This is a genomic window from Microbacterium sp. STRO-2N, from assembly GCF_057747775.1.
On record NZ_CM173223.1, the window covers coordinates 2,268,792 to 2,285,850 of the forward strand.

Genomic DNA, 17,059 nt, shown 5'->3' on the forward strand with positions numbered 1-17,059 from the left:
GCTACGCGAGGGTCACTTCGCCGGAGTACACCAGGGTCGCCGGTCCCGACAGCAGCACGTGACGCTCGCCGCCGACGTCCGGCATCCGCACCCCCAGCGTTCCGCCGGGGACGTCGACGACCCAGTGATCCGGTGCGGCCGGACCCGCCCAGTGACGCACCGCGATCGCCGCAGCCGCGACGCCGGTGCCGCAGCTGAGGGTCTCGCCCACACCGCGCTCGAACACGCGCATGCGGATCGAGCCGACGCCGTCCCGCACCAGCGGGTCCGCGGGGACCACGAACTCGATGTTCGCGCCGTGAGGCGGCTCGGGGTGCATCTGCGGCTGGGCCGCCAGATCCAGGCTCTCGAGCTCGCGCTCGTCGGGGAGCGCCACGACGACGTGCGGGTTTCCGACATCCACCCCGATGCCCGGGCGCGGGGCCCCGCCGCCGCGCGTGCGCACCAACACGTCTGAATCGTCGACCGTGAACGCGCCGAGGTCGACCTCGAGGCCGCGCTCGCTGCGCGTCAGCGTCTTGACACCTGCACGGGTGCCGATCGCGATCGCCTCGTCGTCCCACGTCGCCCAGCCGACCTCGATGAGGTAGCGCACGAAGACCCGCGTGCCGTTGCCGCACATCTCGGCCTTCGATCCGTCGGCGTTGCGGTAGTCCATGAACCATTCCGCACCGGATGCCGCGGCCCCGGCCCCCTCGTCGATCGCGCTCGAGCGGACCACGCGCAGGATGCCGTCGCCGCCGATCCCGAATCTCCGGTCGCACAGCACCGCGACCTGATCGTCGGACAGCTCCAGCTGCCCATCCGGGTCGGGGACGATCACGAAGTCGTTGCCGGTGCCGTGGCCCTTGGTGAACGCGATCGTCTGCGGCATCGCTCCAGTCTAGGGTCGTCGTCGCGCCTCCTCGCCGCCCCCGCGGCTGTCACATTTCGGAGCCCTGCGGTGTCGTATGGGTGAGCCCAGCTAAGGAGGCCGACGTGCGCAGCATGGCGATCGAGAAGGAGCAGGCACGCCGGCGGAAGGGACGCCGATCGGCGACCGACCGGCTCGCCGAACGCGTGCACGACACGACGATCTTCGGCCGGCGGATCGGTGACATCTCAGCCGAGCTCCGCCGGCGGCGGGTTCCCACGCATTGGACGAACCTCCTCGGCGTGGTCACGGTCGCGAGCCTCATCGTGGTCACGGTCACCGGCTTCGTGCTCATGTTCTTCTACTCGCCGTCGAGCGACTTCACGATCTACACCGGCTCGCACGCGCCGCTGCACGGCGCCGAGGTCTCCCAGGCGTTCGCGTCGACGATGCGCATCACCTTCGACGTGCCGGGTGGCCGGCTCCTGCGTCAGGCACATCACTGGGCTGCGCTGCTGCTGCCCGCGTCGCTGGTGCTCCAGCTCGTGGCGACGTTCTTCACCGGCGCCTTCCGTCGGCCGCGGCGAGCGATGTGGGTGCTGCTGCTCGTCGCCTTCCTCGCTGCGGTCGCGAGCGGCTGGAGCGGATACGCCCTGCCCGACGACATGCTGTCGGGCACCGGCCTGCGCATCGTCGAGGGCATCGTGCTCGGCATCCCGGTCATCGGGACCTGGCTGGCATCCCTGCTGTTCGGCGGCTCCTTCCCCGGGCAGGTCATCGAGCACCTGTACCCGCTGCACATCGTGCTGTTCCCGGGCGCGCTCATCGTGGCGCTCGCCCTGCGGGCCTTCGCGGCGTGGCGCCACGGGCCTGTACAGTTCCCCGGCCGCGGGAGGACGGAGCAGAACGTCGTCGGGGTTCCGCTCGTCCCGAACGCTGTCGCCCGCGCGAGTGGTCTCGGCGTCATCGTCGGGGGCCTGCTCCTGCTCATCTCGGCCACCGTCACCGTGAGCCCGATCTGGCTCTACGGTCCGGGCGACCCCGGCAACGCCGGGGCGGGCAGCCAGCCGGACTGGTACACCGGGTTCCTCGACGGCGCGCTGCGCCTCGTCCCCCCAGGATGGGAGGTGGTGTGGCTGGACCGCACGTGGACGCTGGCCGTGCTCGTGCCCCTTGCGGTCGTCGGCCTCTTCTTCGCGGTGGTCGCGGCGTACCCGTTCCTCGAGGAATGGGTCACCGGCGACAGCCGCGAACACCACCTGCTCGACCGTCCGCGGCACGCGGCCACGCGCACCGGCATCGGCGTCGCCGGGCTCGTGTTCGCGGGCGTGCTGTGGGCGGCCGGTGGCGCCGACATCCTCGCGACGGCGTTCTCGATCAGCATCGAGCACGTCATCACCGCGCTGCAGGTGGCACTCATCGTCGGCCCGGTCGTCGGCTTCTCCATCGCGCGCAGGGTGTGCCTCGGACTTCAGCGCAAGGATCTCGATCTGCTCGCCCACGGCTTCGAGACGGGCCGCGTCGTGCGTCTGCCCGGCGGCGAGTACGTCGAGGTGCACCAGCCGCTCGACGAGAGCGAACGGGCGCGCATCGCGCCGCCGGACGCGCCGCCTCCGCCGCAGCTGGGCCCGGACGCGCTCGGTCGCCGCACGCTCGCGCAGCGACTGCGCGTGCACCTGTGGGACTTCTACGCCGGCGGTCGCCTCGACGCGAGTGACCGATCGCTGTCAGCCGCCGAGGGCGAACGGCTCGTAGCAGTCGTAGGTGATGTGCTCGACGATGCGTCCGTCGCGGATCCGAAGGAATCCGGCCATGTGCGAGACGATGTCGGTCTCGCCGATGCGGCCCCGCCACGTTGACCGCACGACGGCGCGGTCATCGGGCACCACGAGGATCTCGTCGATGTCGATCCGCTGGGCCGACAGCCGCCGCTTGCCTGCGAGGAATCCTTCGGTCGTCTGCGTGAGGTCCCGCACGGCGCCCGCGGGCGCGATGGGGTTGGGCATCTCGCGGAAGCGGGCGTCGGGGCCGACGATCGCGTGAAGGTCGTCGACCGTCGAGGACAGGTCGGCGACCACAGCGAAATATCGGCGAACGGTGTCATCGATGCTTGCCATGCGCCCGATAATACACAACCATGGTTGTGTGACTCTGCCTCGCGTGGCCCCGACCCTCATCGATCTCGCGTCACTGGCAGGGGGCGCCATCGACGGGCACGTCATCGCGGCGCTGGAGCGCGCGGGGCATCACGGTCTACGCGCGAGGCACGGCTACGTCGTGCAGCGCCTGCTGGCGGGCGACCGGACCGTCACCGAGATCGCGCGATCGCTCGCGGTGACCCAGCAGGCGATGTCGAAGACGGTCGCCGAGCTCGAGCGCCTCGGCTACATCGATCGCAACGCCGACCCCGACGATGCGCGCCGACGATCGCTCACGCTGTCGGCACGTGGGCTCGAGGCGATCCAGGTCGCGCGGGCGTCTCGCGCCGACCTGCTCGCGCGCGTCACCGCGGCCGTCGGCGACGCCCACGTCGCCGTGGCGGAGGATGCGATGCGGGCGATCCTCGACGTCCTCGGCCTGGCAGGGCGCGTCGACCGGCGTGCCGTCCCCGATCCGACAGCGACCGCGGCGAACGTCTCGACGACGGATGTTGCGCCTCGCGGCGGAGAAGTCAGTCCGCGATGAGGCGCTTGCCCGTCGCCCAGGTGTCGAACGGCTCGTACCCCAGCTCGCGATAGAAGCCCTGCGCGCCGTTGTTGTCGGGCCTGACCATGAGCTGCACCTTGGGGCACCCCATCGCCTGGAGCCGCTCCTCGGCCTCCTCGACGAGCCGGCGGCCGATGCCCTCGCCACGCCGCTGCGGGTCGCTTGCGAGGTAGTACAGCCAGCCGCGGTGTCCGTCGTATCCGGCCATCACAGAACCCACGATCGCGCCGTCGGCGACGGCGACGAGGAAGAGCTCCGGCTGCACCGCGAGCTTGCGTCGGATGTCCTGGTAGGGGTTGTTCCATGGACGCGTCAGTCCGGCCGCCTGCCAGAGCGACACGACGGCTTCCGTCTCGGCGATGTCGAACGGGCGGATGTCGATCGTCATGCGATCGAGTCTGCCAGGGCGGTCGCGGCCGTTCCCGGCGTCACCCATCGCACGCCGTCGTAGCGCCTGAACCACGACACCTGACGACGCGCGTAGCGGCGGGTCAGCGCCTTGGTCTCGGCGACCGCCTCGGCTTCGGTCGTCTCACCCGACAGCTGGGCGAGCGCCTGCGCGTAGCCGATCGCACGGCGAGCGGTGACACCGCGTTCGAGCCCCTGCTCCCGCAGCGCCCGCACCTCGTCGACAAGGCCCTCGCGCCACATCGCGTCGACCCGCTGGTCGAGGCGGTGGACGAGCTCGTCGCGCGGAAGGCCCACACCGATGATCGTCGTCGGCTCATGCCACAGCACCGGCGCCTCCGGCAGCGCCGCGCCGTGCGTGCGCTCCCCCAGCTCGAGGACCTCGAGCGCGCGGACGATGCGGCGGCCGTTGCGCGGGTCGATCCGCTCGGCCGTCGCGGGGTCGATCGCGCGCAGACGAGCGAAGAGCGCCCCCGGACCCTCGGCGTCGAGCTCGGCCTCGAGACGCCCTCTCACGCTCTCATCGCGCGGCGGAAAGCGGAAGTCGTAGAGCACGCTCGACACGTACAGCCCCGACCCGCCCACGAGCACGGCATCCGCTCCCCGCGCATGGATCTCGCCGATCGTGGTTCGCGCGGCCCGCTGATACCAGGCCACCGCCGCGTCTTCGGTGACGTCGAGCACATCCAACAGATGATGACGGATGCCGCGCCGCTCGCCCGGCGGCAGCTTGGCCGTGCCGATATCCATGCCGCGGTACAGCTGCATCGCATCGGCGTTGACGATCTCGGCCGGGCGTCCCCGTCCGGCGAGCGTCTCGACCAGATCCAGCGAGAGCGCGGTCTTGCCGGTGCCGGTCGCCCCGACGATCGCCCACAGACGCCGACGCGCGTCGGATTCCCGCCCATCCGCTGCTGGCGCTGCTGATTCCTGCATGCGCTGTCTTATCTTCCGGCCGTGGAAGCAGGATTCGGCAGCGCGAGCGGCTCGCGGTCGCGGGGGGTCGGCGTGCTCACACGCCGACGCGCAGCGTCGGGAGGCCGAGCGAGACGGCGCGGGGCGCTCCCGGCTCGGCAGCAGGCGCCGGGATGGCGCACGACTCCGCCTGCGAGCGGTCCCACGCATCGCCCGAGCGCGTGCGGCGGATGCGCAGCGGCGCGCCGTCGGGCGCGTCGGCCAGCAGGTGGAATGGTGCAGCGTGCGTCACCACCACCGACACGACATCGCCGGGACGCGGCACATCGGAGCCGGCGGGCACCTCGAAGTGCACGAGCCGGTTGTCTTCGGCGCGTCCGGTCAAGCGGTGGGTCTCGGCATCCTTCTTGCCCTCGCCCGTCGACACGAGGACCTGGAGCTCGCGCCCGAGCTGCTTCTGGTTCTCTTCGAGCGAGATGCGCTCCTGCAGCGCCACGAGCCGCTCGTAGCGCTCCTGCACGACCGACTTCGGCACCTGGTCGGGCATCGTGGCTGCCGGCGTGCCCTCGCGGATCGAGTACTGGAACGTGAACGCGCTCGCAAAGCGTGCCTGCTCGACCACGCGCATCGTGTCTTCGAAGTCCTCGTCGGTCTCGCCCGGGAATCCGACGATGATGTCGGTCGAGATCGCCGCGTGCGGGATCTTCGCGCGCACGCGGTCGAGGATGCCGAGGAACCGCTCGCTGCGGTACGAGCGGCGCATGGAGCGGAGGATGCGGTCGCTGCCGGACTGCAGCGGCATGTGCAGCTGCGGCATGACCGCGGGGGTCTCGGCCATCGCGTCGATCACGTCGTCGGTGAACGCCGCGGGGTGCGGGCTCGTGAAGCGGATGCGTTCGAGGCCCGGGATCTCGCCCGTAGCGCGCAGCAGCTTGCCGAACGCCTGACGGTCGCCGAACTCGACGCCGTACGAGTTGACGTTCTGCCCGAGGAGTGTGACCTCCATGGCGCCGTCGTCGACGAGCAGGCGGATCTCGTTCAGGATGTCGCCGGGACGGCGGTCCTTCTCCTTGCCGCGCAGGCTCGGCACGATGCAGAACGTGCAGGTGTTGTTGCAGCCGACCGAGATCGACACCCAGCCGCTGTAGACGCTGTCGCGCTTGGTCGGCAGCGTCGACGGGAAGACCTCCAGCGACTCGAGGATCTCGAGCTCGGCCTCGCCGTTGTGGCGCGCGCGCTCGAGCAGGCTCGGCAACGAGCCCATGTTGTGCGTGCCGAACACGACATCGACCCAGGGCGCCTTCTCGAGGACCGCCTGCTTGTCCATCTGCGCAAGGCATCCTCCGACGGCGATCTGCATGCCGCCGCGCTTGTCCTTGCGCGACTTCAGATGGCCGAGCGTGCCGTAGAGCTTGCCGGCGGCGTTGTCTCGGACCGCACATGTGTTGATGACGACGACGTCCGCCTCTTCGCCCGCCTCCGCGCGGACGTAGCCCGCGCTCTCGAGGGACCCCGACAGTCGTTCGGAGTCGTGCACGTTCATCTGGCAGCCGAACGTTCGCACTTCATACGTGCGCGCGTGGCCGTCGACGCCGATCGCGGCAGGCGACGACGCGATGAGAGTCGGTGAAGCGGAAGGAGAAGACATGATGGGCCATTCTACGATCCGGCCCTGGGTGCGCGGCCGTCGGGCACGCGACACCGCGGTTCTGCCGGAGACGCCGTGACGATGGGTCAGCGGAAGCGGACCCGCGCCCCGGAGCCCTGCTCGTCGAGTGCGCGCCGCGCGGCGTCGAACGCGACCGAACCGCCGTAGCCACGACGCGCCAGCTGGCCGCTCAGTCGTCGCAGCGCGGCGTCGCGATCGAGGTCGCGCATCGCGGGCGCCTTGGAGCGCGCGTATTCGAGCGCGCGATCCGCATCGTCATCGGGCAGTGCCGCGAGCGCAGCCTCGGCGACCTCGCGCGGCACTCCGCGCTTGGCGAGCGTCTGTGCGATCACGCGGCGCCCCTGCCCCTTGCGGTCGGTGCCCGCGTGCACCAGCTGCTCGGCGAGCGCCGCGTCATCGAGATAGCCGCGATCGAGGAAGGCCTGCAGCAGCTCCTCCGCCGCGTCGGAGTCGAGACCCTGCTCGGCGACGACGGCGCGAGCCTCGACGACCGAGAGCGATCGCGTGCGCAGCTTCTTCAGCAGAGTCTTCTCGGCCCGGTCTCGGAGATCGTCGGAGGACTCGCCCGCGCCCTTCCCGTACACGTCGACGTCATCCGGATCATCGGCCCACGTCGCATTCCAGGAGGCTGCGCCCGCGGCCGTGCCGCCGGATCGAACCGGGGTCTCGCCGCCGAAGAGCGGGATCACGGGGGCGAGCGAGTCCTGCTGCTCGCCCCCGTCACTGTCGTGGAAACGGACCATCAGGCAGGACGGCGGGCCGCCAGCTCGTCGCTGACGGGTGCGTCCGCGCCCTTGGGCACGCCGATGCCGAGCTTCGTCTTGATCTTCGACTCGATCTCGGCCGCGACATCCTCGTTCTTGATGAGGAAGTTGCGTGCGTTCTCCTTGCCCTGACCGAGCTGCTCGCCGTCGTACGTGTACCACGCACCCGACTTCTTGACGATGCCGTGCTCCACGCCGAAGTCGATGAGGCTGCCCTCGCGTGAGATGCCGACGCCGTACAGGATGTCGAACTCCGCCTGCTTGAACGGCGGCGCCATCTTGTTCTTGACAACCTTGACGCGCGTGCGGTTTCCGACCGCGTCGGTGCCGTCCTTGAGCGTCTCGATGCGACGGATGTCGAGGCGCACCGACGCGTAGAACTTGAGCGCCTTACCACCGGCGGTCGTCTCGGGCGAGCCGAAGAACACGCCGATCTTCTCGCGCAGCTGGTTGATGAAGATCATCGTGGTGTTGGTCTGGTTGAGGCCACCGGTGAGCTTGCGCAGCGCCTGCGACATGAGGCGCGCCTGCAGACCGACGTGGGAATCGCCCATCTCGCCCTCGATCTCGGCCTTCGGCACCAGCGCGGCGACCGAGTCGATCACGACGAGATCGATGGCGCCGGAGCGCACCAGCATGTCGGCGATCTCGAGCGCCTGCTCACCCGTGTCGGGCTGCGACACCAGGAGCGAGTCGATGTCGACCCCGAGCTTCTGCGCATAGTCGGGGTCGAGCGCGTGCTCGGCGTCGATGAACGCGGCGATGCCGCCGGCGCGCTGCACGTTCGCGATCGCGTGGAGGGTCAGCGTCGTCTTACCCGACGACTCCGGCCCGTAGATCTCGATGATGCGGCCACGGGGCAGGCCGCCGATGCCGAGGGCGACGTCCAGCGCGATGGAGCCGGTGGGAACGACCTCGACAGGCGCACGCTCATCGCTGCCCAGTCGCATGACCGAGCCCTTTCCGAACTGCCGGTCGATCTGGGCGAGGGCCGATTCGAGGGCCTTCTCGCGGTCAACTGCTGAGGGCATGGCGTGCTCCTTATGCTCGCGTTCCGTCGCCTGTAGGCTGTCGCGCTCCGCCCCGGGTGGGACGGATGCTGCGACAAGGCGTGAGGTGTCGTTCGACGTGGATCACGTTACGAGTGGGCTCCGACATCCGTCTTCGCTCCTCCCGATCCGTGGACAGACACGTCCTCGACTCCTGCTGTGGAGGAGCCTACGCCGATCTCGAACACATATTCGACGACACGCCGCGCAGCATCTGCTGCCTGGTCCCGGGTGTCCGGTTCGTCGCCGAAGCGCTCTCGTGCTGCACCCTGGTCGCACCGTGCGCGGATGGTTAGCGTGTGGCCATGCGGAGATTGCGCTATCAAGTCGCAGTCAGCCTGGACGGCTTCATCGCGGCGCCCGGGGGCGACGCCTCGTGGATCCCGATGGATCCTGACATCGACTTCGAGGCTCTGTTCGCGCAGTTCGACACGTTCCTGATGGGACGGCGCACATGGGAGGCGTCCGGCGCGTTGGCCGGGCAAGGGCGAACGGTGGTGGTGTCGACCACCCTCGACCCCGCCGCCCACCCTTCGCTCACCGTGATCGCAGACGACGTCGCGCGCCGAGTCGCCGAGCTCAAGGGCGAGACCGGGAAGGACATCTGGCTCTTCGGCGGCGGGGAGCTGTTCCGCTCGCTGCTTGCGGATGGGCTCGTCGATTCGATCGAGCCGGCGATCGTCCCGATCGTGCTCGGCGATGGAGTGCCGTTCCTTCCCAGGCCGGCTACCCGACACCACCTGCGACTGATGGCCCATCGGGTCTACCCGACGACCGGGATCGCGCTCCTCGAGTACGCCGTCGGCTCACCGAAGAACGCGTCCGACACGCCCTGAAGCGGCGGTGCGACGCCGAGTCAGCGCGAGCGCGGCTCAAGCCGGCCGACGCCGTAGCGGCGCGCCACCGGGACGTCGAGCTCTTCGCACAGTGCGAGCCACACGTCACGCGGCGGCACGCCGGCCGAGATCGCCTCCGCAGCGGTCCGGCCACCGACCTGCGAGAGCACGAGATCGGTCAGGATCGCGGTCGACCGGCCGCCGAACTCGTCCTCGACCGCACGGTTGAACTCGCTTCGGCGCACGGTGCTCCCGGGAACGACTCGATCGGATGCGCTCAGCGCAGCGACAGCTCGGCGTCGACCGACGCGACCAGGTCGTCGGGCACGACGTCGGGGAAGGTCTGCAGTCCCTCGAGCACCGAGATGCGATCGCCCACCTCGCGCATGATGGTCGAGATGGGGACGTCGAGTGCTTCGGCGACCGATGCGAGGATCTCGCTCGACGCCTCCTTCTGACCGCGCTCGACCTCACTCAGGTAACCGAGCGCGACACTGGCGCGGCTCGCCACCTGCCGGAGGGTGCGACCCTTCTGCTGGCGGAAATCACGAAGCACTTCGCCGATCTCTTGACGAACCAGGATCATGGCGGGCCCCCTCCTCACTTCAGATTCCGCGTGTCCGGGTGGACAACAGTACATCACCGGTTGATGCCAATCTAACCCCGTGCGCTGAGCAATGGGTGGGAATCACCGAATGTAACCGAGACGAAACACCGTCTGTTCCCGAGGTCCGTCATCCGATTCCCAGGGCGTCCGCGCACAGCCGAAGGGCGGCCAGGACGGTCGCCTCCCGGATTTCGCGGCGCGTGCCCGTCAGCGCCAGGTGCCGGATGACGACGCGATCCGGAGTCGCGACGGCGACGTACACGGTCCCGACGGGTCGTCCGTCCTGCGGGTCGGGCCCGGCGACGCCGGTCGTCGCGATCGCGACATCGACCTCGAGCATCCGACGGGCACCGTGGGCCATCTGCCGCGCGACCTCCTCGTCGACCGCGCCCACGCGGGCCAGCAGGTCGCGGTCGACTCCGAGCGTCGTCGCCTTCACCTCGGTGGCGTACGCGGCGACCCCGCCCCGCACGCTCGCCGACGCCCCCGGCACATCGACCAGGGCGGCCACGACGAGCCCGGCCGTGAGCGACTCCGCAGTGCCGACCGTCCACCCGCGACGCGCGAGCCCTGCCAGCACCTCCTCGGCTTCCGGCAAGGGCGACGACGGATGCCTCTCCCCAGCCACGCCGGTCATCTCGGGGCGCGCCGCGCGCGTGCTGCCCGCGCCTCGCTGACGACGTAGTCGATTCCGCTCGCGATCGTGAGCACGACCGCGATCGCCATCGCGACGCCGTTCACCCACCAGATCCACTCGCCGACGAGGGTCCACAGCGGCAGCAGCGCGAGCGAGAGCGCGACCGCCTGCGCGACGGTCTTGAGCTTTCCCATCCACGCCGCCGCCAGCACGTGGTCGCTGACCACGGCGAACCTGTAGACGGTGATGCCGATCTCGCGCACGAGGACCACGATCGTGATCCACCACGGCAGCTCGCCGAGGATCGACAGCCCGACGAACGCGAAGCCCGTCAGAACCTTGTCGGCGACGGGATCGAGCAGCTTGCCGAGATCCGTGACGATCTCGTGCCGGCGGGCGAGGTAGCCGTCGAGGCCGTCCGTCGCGATCGCCACGATGAACAGCGCCGCGGCCCACCATCGCAGCGCCCCGTCCGTCCCGCCGTCGGCGAGGAGCATCCAGAGGAACACCGGAGCGCACAGGATGCGCACGATCGTGATCGCATTGGGCAGCTGCCGCGGGATCGCCATGCTTCGAGCCTATCGGCCGGCCCCGGCGCGCGACGGATCAGTCGCGGCCGGTGAGCCCCCACGCGTCCTCGGAGCCCTCGTCGCCGTCGACCACCGGATAGCCGTCGAACTGCGACGCGACGGCATCCGTCCCGTACGGATCGGGCGCGGCCGCCGCGGGCGCCGCGTCGGGCACGTCGTCGCCGCGCAGCCGGGCCAGCACGCCAGGGAGCTGCTCCACCGTGACGAGCACGTCGCGGGCCTTCGATCCCTCGGAGGGGCCGACGATCTCGCGCGACTCCAGCAGGTCCATGAGGCGTCCGGCCTTCGCGAAGCCCACGCGGAGCTTGCGCTGCAGCATCGAGGTCGAGCCGAACTGCGTCGAGACGACCAGCTCCGCCGCGGCGAGCAGCAGCTCGAGGTCGTCGCCGATGTCGGCGTCGATCTCCTTCTTCTCCGCCACTGCGGCGACGTCGTTGCGGTACTCGGGGCGCGCCTGCGCCGTGACGTGCTTGACGACGGTCTCGATCTCCTGCTCGCTCACCCAGGCGCCCTGGACGCGCAGCGCCTTCGACGCCCCCATGGGGAGGAACAGACCGTCGCCCTGCCCGATGAGGCGGTCGGCGCCGGGCTGGTCGAGGATGACGCGGGAGTCGGTCACGCTCGTCACCGCGAACGCCAGGCGAGACGGCACGTTGGCCTTGATCAGGCCGGTGACCACGTCGACCGACGGACGCTGAGTCGCGAGGACGAGATGGATGCCGCTGGCCCGGGCGAGCTGCGTGATGCGCACGATCGAGTCCTCGACGTCGCGAGGCGCCACCATCATGAGGTCGGCGAGCTCGTCGACGACCACGAGCAGGTACGGGTACGGCTTGAGCACTCGCTCGCTCCCCGGAGGCAGCGTGATCTCGCCGGCGACGACGGCCTTGTTGAAGTCGTCGATGTGACGGAAGCCGAACGACGCGAGGTCGTCGTACCGCATGTCCATCTCCTTCACGACCCACTGCAGCGCCTCGGCGGCCTTCTTGGGGTTCGTGATGATGGGCGTGATGAGGTGCGGGACGCCCGCGTACGACGTGAGCTCGACGCGCTTCGGATCGATCAGCACCATGCGCACGTCGGCGGGCTTCGCGCGCATGAGGAGGCTCGTGATCATCGAGTTCACGAAGCTCGACTTGCCCGAGCCGGTGGAGCCCGCGACCAGGAGGTGCGGCATCTTCGCGAGGTTCGCGACGACGTACCCACCGCCGACGTCCTTGCCGACGCCGATCGTCATGGGGTGCGTCTGGTTCGTCGCGGCCGCTGAGCGCAGCACGTCGCCGAGGGTCACGATCTCGCGGTCGGCGTTGGGGATCTCGACGCCGATCGCGCTCTTGCCCGGGATGGGCGCCAGGATGCGCACCTCGTTGGAGGCCACCGCATAGGCGATGTTGTTGGTCAGCGCCGTGATGCGCTCGACCTTGACGCCCGGACCGAGCGCGATCTCGTACTGGGTGACGGTCGGACCGCGCGAGAATCCGGTGACACGCGCGTCGACCGAGAACTGCTCGAGCACGCTCGTGATCGCGCGCACCGTGTCGTCGTTGGCCTGGGAGCGCGCGACATGCGGCGTGCCAGCCGCGAGCGCGTGGACCGACGGCAGCCGGTACGGGGCCGACGAGTCGGCGGACGTCGTCGAGCCGATGCCGTCGAGACCCGGCAGCACGCCGTCGTCCTCGACCGGGCCGGTGTCGGAGTCGCCGCGCAGCGACGTGCGCGACGGCGCCGCCGCCCTGGCGGCGGACAGCAAGGCCGGGTCGATGACCTCGGTCAGCGCGTCGGTCGCGACCACGGGCGCCGGGGGCGGCGGCACGGGCGGCGCGATCGCCTGCTCGAAGCCGCCGTTCACCGGTCCCGGCGGAAGCAGCTCGGTGAGATCCTGCGAGCCGATCCCGCCCTCGGGGTCCTTCTCGCGACCGGTCTTGTTGCGGCGCCACCACGGCAGCGACGGGTCTGCGTCGTCGTCCGCGGCGGGTGCGGCATCCGTCGTCGTCTTCTCCTCGGCGGGCTCGGCGCCGAACATCCACGCGTACAGCTCGCCGAGGCGCCTGCCGATGCGGTTGGGAGGCGTCTTGGTGAGGATCAGGATGCCGAGCACCGCCAGCAGCGACAGCGCGATGTACGCGCCCACGTCGGTGAGCACGAGGGAGAGCGGCTCGCCCAGCATCCAGCCGAACAGGCCACCGGCCTCGCTCAGCGCGGGAAGGCCCTCGCTCGGCTGCGGGCGCCCGCCGGCGACGTGGCAGAACCCGGCGATCGTCAGGATGATCACGGCGAAGCCTATGCCGACGCGTCCGTTGTCGTGCACGGACGACGGATGACGGAACATCCACCCGGCGAGCAGGAGAAGCAGCACGGGCAGGACGAACGCCTCGCGCCCGAGCAGTCCGCCGACCGAGTAGGCGCTGATGGTCGCTGCGACGTCGCTGCCGATGAAGAACCACTCGTTGACGGCGCCGGCGATCGCCAGCAGCACGAGCAGGAACGGGAAGCCGTCGCGACGCTGGTCCTTCTCGAGGGTCTCGGGCCCGAACGCCCGGAAGAGTCCGCCCGTCGCGTGAGCGAGGCCCAGCCACGCGCGCACGACGACGGGGGGCTTGTCGGGTTCGTTCACGTACTTCTTGGGCGCCGGGGCGGGCTTGCGGGCGCGGGACGACGAGGCCCCGGCCGCGCCCGCGCCGGACGCGCGCGAGGACGCGCTCGATCCCTTGGTCGGGCTGGTGCTCCTGGGCATTACTCCAAGGTACGGCGGTCGCGCGACTTTTCGGGGCAAGCACGCCGGGATGCGTCAGCGGAGGCGCTTGACCATCGTGTCGCGGCCGATTCCGCCTCGCACGACTGCGAAGCCCTCGCTGCGGTAGAGGCCTGTCGCGAAGTTGTCGCGCTCGACGCTCAGGCTGATCCGTGCGAAGCCCTGGGCTCCGGCGTGCTCGCACAGCCGCTGCAGCAGCGCCCTGCCGACGCCGTGGGCCCGCCAGATCGGCCGCACGCCGATGATGAGCTCGGGCACGCCGGTGCCGACGTACCCGAACCCCGGGTCGCTGCGGGGCAGCAGCCGGTACCACGCCGCCCCGACCGGCTCGCCGCTGACGTCCTGCGCGACGAACCCCGCGTCACCCGGCCGCATCCAGCCGGCGAGGTAGCGGCTGTGCTCCGACCCCGTGATGATCTCGTGCCGCGGCCGCGCGCCGCCGCGACGCCAGTTCGCCGCCTCGACGACCATGTCGCCGAGGAAGGCGCCGTCGGCCTGCGCGGCGGGGCGGAGGCGGAAGGCGGGCGGCATGCATGGAGTCTACGAGCGCGGTATTACGCCGCGATGACGAGAACCATCACGCCTCGATGACGAGAACCATCACGCCTCGATGACGAGCGGCACGATCATGGGCCGGCGGCGCAGCGACTGGTTCACCCAGCGCCCGATCGTGCGGCGCACGATCTGCGACAGCGCGTGCGGGTCTCGGACGCCGGACTTCGCGGCCTCGGCGAGCGCGGCGGCGATCTTCGGCTTGACATCCTCAAACACGGCTGCGTCCTCGGCGAAGCCCCTGGCATGGATCTCGGGCCCCGAGATGACCTTGCCGGTGGAGGCGTCGACCACGACGATCACCGAGATGAACCCCTCTTCGCCGAGGATCCGGCGGTCCTTGAGGTCGGCGTCGGTGATCTCGCCTACCGTCGACCCGTCGACGTAGACGAAACCGAGGTCGAGCTGGCCGACGGCCTTCGCCTCGCCGTCGCGCAGGTCGATGACGGTCCCGTTCTCGGCGAGGAGCGTGCGCTCCGCCGGGATGCCGGTGTCCTGCGCGAGCCGCGCGTTCGCCATGAGGTGCCGGTACTCGCCGTGCACGGGCAGCACGTTCTTCGGCTTCAGGATGTTGTAGCAGTACAGCAGCTCGCCCGCGGCGGCGTGGCCCGACACGTGGACCTTCGCGTTGCCCTTATGGACGACGTTCGCGCCGAGCTTCGTGAGTCCGTCGATGACGCGGTAAACGGCGTTCTCGTTGCCGGGGATGAGGCTCGACGCGAGGATCACGGTATCGCCCGGCCCGGGCTCGATCGCGTGGTCGAGGTTCGCCATGCGGCTGAGCACCGCCATCGGCTCGCCCTGGGATCCGGTCGACATGTAGACGATCCGGTCGTCGGGCAAGTCGCGCGCCTTCTTGTAGTCGATCATCACGTCCTCGGGGACGTGCAGGTAGCCGAGCTCCTCGGCGATCGTCATGTTGCGCACCATGCTGCGGCCGAGGAGCGCGACGCGGCGCCCGTGGGCGGCCGCGGCATCCAGCACCTGCTGCACGCGATGGACGTGGCTGGAGAAGCTCGCGATGATCACGCGGCGCGGCGCGCTTCCGATGACCTGGTCGAGCACCGGCCCGATGGAGCGCTCCAGGGGTGTGAAGCCGGGCACGTCGGCGTTCGTCGAGTCGACCAGGAACAGGTCGACGCCCTCTTCGCCGAGCCGCGCGAACGCACGGAGGTCGGTGAGGCGGCCGTCGAGCGGCAGCTGGTCCATCTTGAAGTCGCCCGTCGCGAGCACGAGGCCCGCCGGGGTGCGCACGGCCACCGCGAGCGCGTCGGGAATGGAGTGGTTGACGGCGATGAACTCGAGCTCGAAGGGGCCGAGGTTCTCACGCTGGCCCTCCGTCACCGTGAGGCTGTAGGGCTTGATGCGATGCTCCTTGAGCTTCGCCTCGGTGAGGGCGAGAGTCAGCCCCGACCCGATGATCGGTATGTCTGCCTTGAGCTTCAGCAGGTACGGCACCGCCCCGATGTGGTCCTCATGGCCGTGCGTGAGCACAACGCCGACGATGTCGTCGAGGCGGCCCTTGATCGGCTCGAAGTCGGGCAGGATCAGGTCGACGCCCGGCTGGTGCTCCTCGGGGAACAGCACGCCGCAGTCGACGACCAGCAGCTTCCCGCCGTACTCGAACACGGTCATGTTGCGGCCGACCTCGCCGAGGCCGCCGAGCGGGACGATCCGCAGGGTTCCGGCCTCGAGCTCGGGCGGGTCGAACGGTGTGGTGGGGATGCTCATCGCGTGGTACCCGAGACCTTCGGCAGTGCTCCGCCGGCAGCGGCGTTGCGATCGGGACGGAAGTTGGAGAAGTCGGCGCCGGGCACGTCCTTGACGAGGGCGAGCTCGTCCTCGATCTTGGCGGCCTCCCACTCCTCGGGTCCGACCAGCGGCAGGCGCACCCGCGGGCTGCCGATGCGACCGAGGCCGTGGAGGATGTACTTGGCCGAGACCGTGCCGGGGACGTGGGTCATGACGGCGCGCACCAGTGGTTCGAGCTGCATGTGCGCGGCCGTCGCGGCCTTGAGGTCGCCGCGGTTGACCGCGTCGACGATCACGCGGTAGGGCTGCGCCGCGACGTTGGCGGTGACGCCGATGAGGCCCGTCGCACCGATCGAGAGGTGCGGCAGGACGTTGGCGTCGTCGCCCGAGAAGTACATGAGGTCGGTCTGGTTGAGCACGCGGCTCACCTCGCTGAAGTCGCCCTTGGCGTCCTTGATCGCGAGGATGTTCGGGTGCTTGGCGAGCCGGAGGATCGTCTCGTACCGGATCGGCACGCCCGTGCGCCCCGGGATGTCGTACAGGATCACGGGGAGGTCGGTCGCGTCGGCCACGAGCCGGAAGTGCGTGAGGATGCCGGCCTGCGTCGGCTTGTTGTAGTACGGCGTGACGATCATGATGCCGTCGGCGCCGGCCTTCTCGCTGGCCTTGTAGAGCTCGATGGCGTGCGCGGTCTCGTTCGAGCCGCCGCCGGTGATGATCTTCGCGCGGCCCGCGGCGACGTCCTTGCCGACCTCGACGAGGCGGATCTTCTCGGCGTCGGTGAGGGTGGAGGTCTCTCCCGTGGTGCCGGTGACCACGATTCCGTCGGAACCTGCCGTGATGACGTCGTCGATGTGCTTCTCGACGGCGGGCCAGTCGACCTCGCCGTCGGCCGTCATCGGAGTGACGAGCGCGACGAGCACCTGTCCGAATGGATTGCCCGTATGCGTCATGAGTTCAGGTTATCGG

17 protein-coding genes and 1 pseudogene are annotated in these 17,059 nt (G+C 70.1%); 3 read left to right on the forward strand and 15 right to left on the reverse strand.

Features of this window, described 5'->3' with window-relative positions:
- Window position 1: 1 nt before the first annotated feature.
- Window positions 2–874, reverse strand: a complete 873-nt coding sequence (gene dapF, locus AC3ANN_RS10615) for a diaminopimelate epimerase (RefSeq protein WP_488337371.1) — start codon at window positions 872–874, stop codon at window positions 2–4.
- Between the two features lie 113 nt (window positions 875–987).
- Here dapF and qcrB point away from each other — a divergent pair, with 113 nt between their 5' ends.
- On the forward strand, window positions 988–2,712 hold the full coding sequence (qcrB, locus tag AC3ANN_RS10620) for a cytochrome bc1 complex cytochrome b subunit (RefSeq protein ID WP_488340816.1): 1,725 nt from the start codon (window positions 988–990) through the stop codon (window positions 2,710–2,712).
- Here the strand turns inward: qcrB and AC3ANN_RS10625 are convergent.
- Window positions 2,683–3,075 (reverse strand): annotated as a pseudogene (locus AC3ANN_RS10625) (nuclear transport factor 2 family protein); the annotation flags it as partial. The gene qcrB and the pseudogene AC3ANN_RS10625 sit on opposite strands and share 30 nt — an antisense overlap.
- Here AC3ANN_RS10625 and AC3ANN_RS10630 point away from each other — a divergent pair.
- The gene (locus tag AC3ANN_RS10630; protein ID WP_488337372.1) at window positions 2,999–3,538 is read left to right on the forward strand and encodes a MarR family winged helix-turn-helix transcriptional regulator; all 540 of its coding nucleotides are present in this window, start codon (window positions 2,999–3,001) and stop codon (window positions 3,536–3,538) included. The pseudogene AC3ANN_RS10625 and the gene AC3ANN_RS10630 sit on opposite strands and share 77 nt — an antisense overlap.
- Here the strand turns inward: AC3ANN_RS10630 and AC3ANN_RS10635 are convergent.
- From AC3ANN_RS10635 to recA, 5 genes are all read right to left on the reverse strand, one after another.
- Window positions 3,525–3,947, reverse strand: a complete 423-nt coding sequence (locus AC3ANN_RS10635; RefSeq protein ID WP_488337373.1) for a GNAT family acetyltransferase — start codon at window positions 3,945–3,947, stop codon at window positions 3,525–3,527. The genes AC3ANN_RS10630 and AC3ANN_RS10635 overlap by 14 nt on opposite strands.
- Window positions 3,944–4,903 (reverse strand): tRNA (adenosine(37)-N6)-dimethylallyltransferase MiaA, encoded by a 960-nt coding sequence (miaA, locus tag AC3ANN_RS10640; protein ID WP_488337374.1) that lies wholly within the window; start codon window positions 4,901–4,903, stop codon window positions 3,944–3,946. The genes AC3ANN_RS10635 and miaA overlap by 4 nt, the downstream gene beginning before the upstream one ends.
- Window positions 4,904–4,979: 76 nt before the next feature.
- A complete protein-coding gene (gene miaB, locus AC3ANN_RS10645; protein WP_488337375.1) occupies window positions 4,980–6,530 on the reverse strand; it encodes a tRNA (N6-isopentenyl adenosine(37)-C2)-methylthiotransferase MiaB in 1,551 nt (516 codons plus the stop codon).
- A gap of 86 nt (window positions 6,531–6,616) precedes the next feature.
- Window positions 6,617–7,294 carry a regulatory protein RecX gene (locus AC3ANN_RS10650; RefSeq protein WP_488337376.1) on the reverse strand — a complete coding sequence of 226 codons (678 nt, stop codon included), beginning with the start codon at window positions 7,292–7,294 and terminating at the stop codon, window positions 6,617–6,619.
- Window positions 7,294–8,346: a recombinase RecA gene (recA, locus tag AC3ANN_RS10655; protein WP_488337377.1), complete on the reverse strand. Its 1,053-nt coding sequence runs from the start codon at window positions 8,344–8,346 to the stop codon at window positions 7,294–7,296. The genes AC3ANN_RS10650 and recA overlap by 1 nt, the downstream gene beginning before the upstream one ends.
- Before the next feature lie 323 nt (window positions 8,347–8,669).
- On the opposite strand from recA, the gene AC3ANN_RS10660 reads away from it, so the two are divergent.
- Window positions 8,670–9,200, forward strand: a complete 531-nt coding sequence (locus AC3ANN_RS10660) for a dihydrofolate reductase family protein (RefSeq protein WP_488337378.1) — start codon at window positions 8,670–8,672, stop codon at window positions 9,198–9,200.
- Window positions 9,201–9,220: 20 nt separating this feature from the next.
- Here the strand turns inward: AC3ANN_RS10660 and AC3ANN_RS10665 are convergent, their stop codons facing one another.
- From AC3ANN_RS10665 to dapA, 8 genes are all read right to left on the reverse strand, one after another.
- Window positions 9,221–9,445: a DUF3046 domain-containing protein gene (locus tag AC3ANN_RS10665; protein ID WP_488337379.1), complete on the reverse strand. Its 225-nt coding sequence runs from the start codon at window positions 9,443–9,445 to the stop codon at window positions 9,221–9,223.
- A 32-nt stretch (window positions 9,446–9,477) separates the two neighbouring features.
- Window positions 9,478–9,786 (reverse strand): helix-turn-helix domain-containing protein, encoded by a 309-nt coding sequence (locus tag AC3ANN_RS10670; protein ID WP_109211855.1) that lies wholly within the window; start codon window positions 9,784–9,786, stop codon window positions 9,478–9,480.
- Window positions 9,787–9,934: 148 nt separating this feature from the next.
- Complete coding sequence (locus AC3ANN_RS10675) at window positions 9,935–10,444, reverse strand: CinA family protein (RefSeq protein ID WP_488337380.1); 510 nt, start codon at window positions 10,442–10,444, stop codon at window positions 9,935–9,937.
- On the reverse strand, window positions 10,441–11,013 hold the full coding sequence (gene pgsA, locus AC3ANN_RS10680) for a CDP-diacylglycerol--glycerol-3-phosphate 3-phosphatidyltransferase (protein WP_488337381.1): 573 nt from the start codon (window positions 11,011–11,013) through the stop codon (window positions 10,441–10,443). Before pgsA ends, AC3ANN_RS10675 begins: the two co-directional genes overlap by 4 nt.
- Before the next feature lie 37 nt (window positions 11,014–11,050).
- Window positions 11,051–13,768: an FtsK/SpoIIIE family DNA translocase gene (locus AC3ANN_RS10685; RefSeq protein ID WP_488337382.1), complete on the reverse strand. Its 2,718-nt coding sequence runs from the start codon at window positions 13,766–13,768 to the stop codon at window positions 11,051–11,053.
- Window positions 13,769–13,822: 54 nt separating this feature from the next.
- Complete coding sequence (locus AC3ANN_RS10690; protein ID WP_488337383.1) at window positions 13,823–14,317, reverse strand: GNAT family N-acetyltransferase; 495 nt, start codon at window positions 14,315–14,317, stop codon at window positions 13,823–13,825.
- A 69-nt stretch (window positions 14,318–14,386) separates the two neighbouring features.
- Window positions 14,387–16,069 carry a ribonuclease J gene (locus tag AC3ANN_RS10695; protein ID WP_488337384.1) on the reverse strand — a complete coding sequence of 561 codons (1,683 nt, stop codon included), beginning with the start codon at window positions 16,067–16,069 and terminating at the stop codon, window positions 14,387–14,389.
- A complete protein-coding gene (dapA, locus tag AC3ANN_RS10700; RefSeq protein WP_488337385.1) occupies window positions 16,066–17,043 on the reverse strand; it encodes a 4-hydroxy-tetrahydrodipicolinate synthase in 978 nt (325 codons plus the stop codon). Before dapA ends, AC3ANN_RS10695 begins: the two co-directional genes overlap by 4 nt.
- Window positions 17,044–17,059 lie beyond the last annotated feature (16 nt).

Bases quoted from the DNA above. Each gene is read 5' to 3' on its own strand.
- dapF (WP_488337371.1), bottom strand. From the start codon at position 874: ATGCCGCAGACGATCGCGTTCACCAAGGGCCACGGCACCGGCAACGAC.
- qcrB (WP_488340816.1), top strand. From the start codon at position 988: ATGGCGATCGAGAAGGAGCAGGCACGCCGGCGGAAGGGACGCCGATCG.
- AC3ANN_RS10635 (WP_488337373.1), bottom strand. From the start codon at position 3,947: ATGACGATCGACATCCGCCCGTTCGACATCGCCGAGACGGAAGCCGTC.
- miaA (WP_488337374.1), bottom strand. From the start codon at position 4,903: ATGCAGGAATCAGCAGCGCCAGCAGCGGATGGGCGGGAATCCGACGCG.
- miaB (WP_488337375.1), bottom strand. From the start codon at position 6,530: ATGTCTTCTCCTTCCGCTTCACCGACTCTCATCGCGTCGTCGCCTGCC.
- AC3ANN_RS10650 (WP_488337376.1), bottom strand. From the start codon at position 7,294: ATGGTCCGTTTCCACGACAGTGACGGGGGCGAGCAGCAGGACTCGCTC.
- recA (WP_488337377.1), bottom strand. From the start codon at position 8,346: ATGCCCTCAGCAGTTGACCGCGAGAAGGCCCTCGAATCGGCCCTCGCC.
- AC3ANN_RS10660 (WP_488337378.1), top strand. From the start codon at position 8,670: ATGCGGAGATTGCGCTATCAAGTCGCAGTCAGCCTGGACGGCTTCATC.
- AC3ANN_RS10670 (WP_109211855.1), bottom strand. From the start codon at position 9,786: ATGATCCTGGTTCGTCAAGAGATCGGCGAAGTGCTTCGTGATTTCCGC.
- AC3ANN_RS10675 (WP_488337380.1), bottom strand. From the start codon at position 10,444: ATGACCGGCGTGGCTGGGGAGAGGCATCCGTCGTCGCCCTTGCCGGAA.
- pgsA (WP_488337381.1), bottom strand. From the start codon at position 11,013: ATGGCGATCCCGCGGCAGCTGCCCAATGCGATCACGATCGTGCGCATC.
- AC3ANN_RS10685 (WP_488337382.1), bottom strand. From the start codon at position 13,768: ATGCCCAGGAGCACCAGCCCGACCAAGGGATCGAGCGCGTCCTCGCGC.
- AC3ANN_RS10690 (WP_488337383.1), bottom strand. From the start codon at position 14,317: ATGCCGCCCGCCTTCCGCCTCCGCCCCGCCGCGCAGGCCGACGGCGCC.
- AC3ANN_RS10695 (WP_488337384.1), bottom strand. From the start codon at position 16,069: ATGAGCATCCCCACCACACCGTTCGACCCGCCCGAGCTCGAGGCCGGA.
- dapA (WP_488337385.1), bottom strand. From the start codon at position 17,043: ATGACGCATACGGGCAATCCATTCGGACAGGTGCTCGTCGCGCTCGTC.